Here is a 4,565-nt window from a genome sequence, read left to right on the forward strand (position 1 = left end):
TTCTCTGCGTAATTGATTGCTCGACTTGCCGATTTGGTATTACCTAATTTAGTTGTTGCCATATCTCATCAAGCCTTTCACGTACTGCATTGATGTTTCTACCTAAAGCGTCATAATCTGGGTTTTCATGTTGGTGTTGATTGCAATATTTAGCAATCTGATTCACATTCGCCCCTAACTTACTTAAATCTTTGGCAATCGATTGTCGCGTCTCTTTATCAAATTTTGGCGCTACCAATCGACTCCCATGTGCCTTTTTCTTAACAAAATTCGGCACACTCATATTCAAAGTTTCGGCAGATGACCTTAACTTTTCATATTCGGATTCGCTCACTCTGAAACTAATTTGTTTTGGCTCTTTGCGGTTGGGTTTTCGGTTTTCCCCAACAGACAAATCGCTAGCCAAATTATTATCATGTTCACTCATTCAATCCCACCACGTTTCTTCGAAATATATTACTTTCTATATTTGTAGATTATAAGATAATCAACAAAATTTCAAGTAATAATGTGGTTTGGCAAGCGTCGTATATTCTAGCCACTTCGTTCTGAATATACCGGCTTGCTGGGATTAATCCCAGACCCTTTATGTTTTTGCTAACGCAAAAAATGAGTGGCAAAATGCTAGCCACTCATAGTTCAAAACCAAATTCAAAATCAAAACAAAAGCAACCAAAAATGTGGTTGCTAATAAAATTAATTCTCATAATTATTACGAATAAAATTCTCAATATTTTTTTCGTAATTTGGATAGTTATAATTTCCTAAACAACTTACTTTATTTGAATAATATTTAAATAATTCACAACAAAGCTTAAAAGATTGGTATGTCTTTCTATATCCATTCATCTCAAAAGTAGCTAAAAACATATTGAATTCTTTATCAGTTAAATATTTGTTTATAAACTTATAATTCTTTCCTAAACTAAAATCAAAACCCCTATTAAAGCCAATATACCAAGAAATCATTCTTAATAATTCAGGACGTAAAATATTATTGAAATGATCTAAAGCAAATAATATTTCTCTTCTAAAAACACCCTTTGCTACATACGTTGAGACACTCCAAAACTCATTACAGCAATCATAAAATTCTCGTTCTGTTGGTTTTTTTAACCAATAATTTGAGTCATCTGGAACAATTTCTTGAGTTACTAAATTATCTTTATCAACTAAAATTTTTACAAGACCATCAGAATCACTAAAATAACGATTTAAATCTTTTAAATTAATTAATGTAATATCCATTTTTATGCCATCTTTAAAATACATTATATAACTGTAACCATAATCTAAATCAGGTGGGAATAATTCCATATCTTCTGGTTTCTGTATAAACAATAATTCTCCAAATAAACTTAACCAACTTTCTTCATGTGTGAAACACTCAATATCTGATACGAAAAAAGCAAAATCATAATCTTGAAACTTATCTTTTTTTATATTTTCATTAGTTCTTGAACCCTCGAGAGCAATAATTTTTACATTGCTTCGTTGATAAGCAAATTCAGAAACTAAATTTAAAATTTCTTTTTCAGTCCTCATTGTTTTTTCACTTCCAAAATCTAAATTCACGCTGCCAAAATTCAATCTGCTTTTGCAATTGTTTTTCATTCTCTTTTAAAGTCAATTTCATTAAGTCCGTTAAATCAATTTCTGAAATACTTTTTAACATTTCTCTGTATTTATTTTTTGTACGTCTTTCTAATTTACCCCATGTACTTTCTTCATGAATTAGCATATAAATCATTGCTTGGTCTTTTACTTTTTCTAAACTAGACCAATCTGGTTTCAAAATATGTAAATCATTAAAACAATCGTTCCAATAATCAACCATATCTCTTTTTAATTCAATTTCTACACGCCATAAGTGTTCAGACATAACTTCAATGTCTGCATTATCCTTACGTTCTTGTTTTTTATTATAAATTCTAATAAATCTATCACTGTCACGAACACCAAAATATTTTGTTTCTGGTTTACCGTTACGACCATAAAAAATAGTTTTCTTAACTGATTTATCAGTCATCGCATAATAATCGCTCAAATCGTCTTCAAAATCAAAAGCCAAATCTAATCTTGTAAAACCATCATCTTCCATGTAGTCAATGATGTTTTGTTTTAACCAAAGCATTTCTTCATGCGTAAGTTTATTAGGATTAAATTCAACACGCATATTACGTCTATCCCACGCATCTGCTTTTACTTTATCATATTCGATGTAAACTTTTTCTTGTAGAGCCTTAGCTTTAAATTTGGTTTGTAATATATCCCAAAGTCTAATTTGTGGCGCAATACTCATAAATTCAGACAGTTTGTGAGCATTGTTCTTATTAAGATTCCCAACAATTGTCATAGCATCAAAGTGTAATTTTGGTTCGGGGGTGTACATAATATGTCGGTTTAACCGGCTATTAGAGTAGCCGGTTTTAGAAAAATTATCTAAATCCTGATTTTCTAAGTGATTTGAATGATTTGCGTGATTATTTTTACTCATAAAAAATCGACTCCTTAATTTAATTTAAGAAGTCGCTCACCCGAATATATATCTTGAAGAATAAACTAATATCGTTTAATATCTAGATATACAAATTAAGAACAAAAACATCAACTGTTTTTCTTTAAGGTAAGTCGCATTCACAAACTTTGGACGGGGAGTGAGCGACTTCTTTTTATTTGTTTATTAATATAACACTATCAAAAGGCTTGGTCTAATTAGATCAAGTCTTTTTTAGTACCAAAACTTATTACATAATCAAAATTACATTTCTTTAGTTAATTTATATTCTTTATAAGCATAATAAACTATTAATGATTGTACTACCACTTGTGCAAATGATAATCCTATACGAATACTTTTCTTAGTTTTCTCACTCATTTTCTTCAACTCCTTTCGCTGCTTTATTCCAATTGCTTTATTGACGTTGAGCCTCGGAACCCTTAACAATCCCAAAACTTGTCGAATGGTCGGCTTAATAGCTCACGCTATGCCGACATTCGTCTACAAGTTTAGTTAAGGGTTCTTCTCAACATCAATAAATTTTCTCGGCATAAATGCGTCATCACTTTTATTCTTCAGAAATGCTTTTAGTTAACAAAGCTGCTCCACCAATTAACATTCCAATACCTAAAACAAACAAGCCACTAAACATCGCAAAAATACTTCCTAAAGATAAAAATATTGAGAATAAATTACGTTCTGTTTTCTTCACTTTTACTCCCCTTTTTTTTTCACAAACTTTATCACATTCCTTTTTAATCATGGAACCGTGCTCTAATCCATTCATATAAGCCAATAAATAGTCCTATAGCGAATATATAAGGTAAACCATATGCGATATACCAAACAAATGTCATAAAGCCCTCAGACGCTTTAATTTTGCTTGCTATGGCTTTCTGTAATATATCTACATGTAAGAAACTCATAAAGTCACTACCAATCGTCATAATTAAAGCAAATAGCATAAAGACTAATAACATAGCCCCAATACCTGTGAATAATTGTTTTTGTCTTTTCTGATAGTGTTCATGCGATTCTCTCACTTTACGCAACATTTCTTTGTTTTCATCTTGAACTTTACGTACATCTCTTCTTAATTCTGCTTGAATTTCTTCTGTGTTCACTTTTTTTAAATTATCTTGAAGTAATCTTACAAAATCATTATGTGTTTTTATGCTATTATCTCGAAAGTCCTTCGTCGTCTCTTTCAATTTTGATGTGATTGCTTCTTGTTCTTTCTCTCTCATTTTCTGATTCTCTTGTATCTCTGCCAAATACTTTACTATTAGCTTGTTTTGTCTTTTGAGCTCGTTCAATTCTTCGTTTTTCAAGTTGTTCTGTGTGCTGCTCGACTGCGTCCCAGTTGACCTTGAATCCGTCTGCATATTCGGGTTCTCTTTGTTGTTCTTGATGTCTTTCATGCTCATAGTCAATCGCCCCTTTTTCATAATCTGAACCTAGCGTTCGTCCACGCACCCATTTATTTGCATTTTCAGGCTTATATGAGATTGTTTCGCCACGAAGCTTAACTTCTACCCCTTTTTCTTCTAAATGCTCTGAAAACGTCTCTAAATTGCTTGTATGTGCTTTTGCATTTTCAATCAATTCACGTAATTCATCTTTCCAAGAATATTCTTCTCTATCAAACACAATACCTTTTTCTGCTTGCGTGTATCTCATTTTGGCAGTGCCACGTTCTGTCACACTCAAACCATGTTCACGACAGATATTGTCATTTTCTTTTTTGACTAAATCACGTTGTTTTTTATTACTTTGATATTTCTTCCCAGTTTCTAAATCAACTGAATTAATCACAATATGATTATGATAATGGTCTTTATCTGTATGCGTATAAACTGCGACTTGATGATTTGGTGCTATCTTTTCTGCCAATTCTAACCCTAATTGATTACATTGTTCTGGTGTTACTTCGCCTGGTGAAAAAGATTGAATGACTGTATGTGCTTGGACGCCATCCTCTTTGCCATATAACGATCTGGTTTGCTTAAAAGCCGATTTTGCATAATCTACATCACAATTCAAACGTTTCTCTGCGTAATTGATT

6 protein-coding genes and 1 pseudogene are annotated in these 4,565 nt (G+C 31.8%); all 7 read right to left on the reverse strand.

Annotated elements, in window-relative coordinates; all coding sequences use genetic code 11:
* Window positions 1–62: pseudogene (locus KA926_RS14150) on the reverse strand (relaxase/mobilization nuclease domain-containing protein); the annotation flags it as partial.
* Window positions 44–427: a plasmid mobilization protein gene (locus KA926_RS03420; protein ID WP_076684693.1), complete on the reverse strand. Its 384-nt coding sequence runs from the start codon at window positions 425–427 to the stop codon at window positions 44–46. The gene KA926_RS03420 and the pseudogene KA926_RS14150, both read right to left, overlap by 19 nt.
* Before the next feature lie 269 nt (window positions 428–696).
* A complete protein-coding gene (gene str, locus KA926_RS03425; protein WP_031795436.1) occupies window positions 697–1,545 on the reverse strand; it encodes a streptomycin adenylyltransferase Str in 849 nt (282 codons plus the stop codon).
* 7 nt (window positions 1,546–1,552) lie between these two features.
* Entirely contained in the window at window positions 1,553–2,497 is a 945-nt protein-coding gene (locus tag KA926_RS03430) for a replication initiation factor domain-containing protein (protein WP_076684688.1), read from the reverse strand.
* A gap of 571 nt (window positions 2,498–3,068) precedes the next feature.
* Window positions 3,069–3,212, reverse strand: a complete 144-nt coding sequence (locus tag KA926_RS03435) for a hypothetical protein (protein ID WP_186802998.1) — start codon at window positions 3,210–3,212, stop codon at window positions 3,069–3,071.
* A 43-nt stretch (window positions 3,213–3,255) separates the two neighbouring features.
* Window positions 3,256–3,711 carry a DUF334 domain-containing protein gene (locus KA926_RS03440; protein WP_076684694.1) on the reverse strand — a complete coding sequence of 152 codons (456 nt, stop codon included), beginning with the start codon at window positions 3,709–3,711 and terminating at the stop codon, window positions 3,256–3,258.
* Entirely contained in the window at window positions 3,680–4,564 is an 885-nt protein-coding gene (locus tag KA926_RS14110) for a relaxase/mobilization nuclease domain-containing protein (RefSeq protein WP_348634173.1), read from the reverse strand. The genes KA926_RS03440 and KA926_RS14110 overlap by 32 nt, the downstream gene beginning before the upstream one ends.
* Window position 4,565 lies beyond the last annotated feature (1 nt).

The sequence above is a fragment of the Staphylococcus sp. GDY8P94P genome, assembly GCF_017892255.1.
GTDB classification, from domain to species: Bacteria; Bacillota; Bacilli; order Staphylococcales; family Staphylococcaceae; genus Staphylococcus; species Staphylococcus cohnii.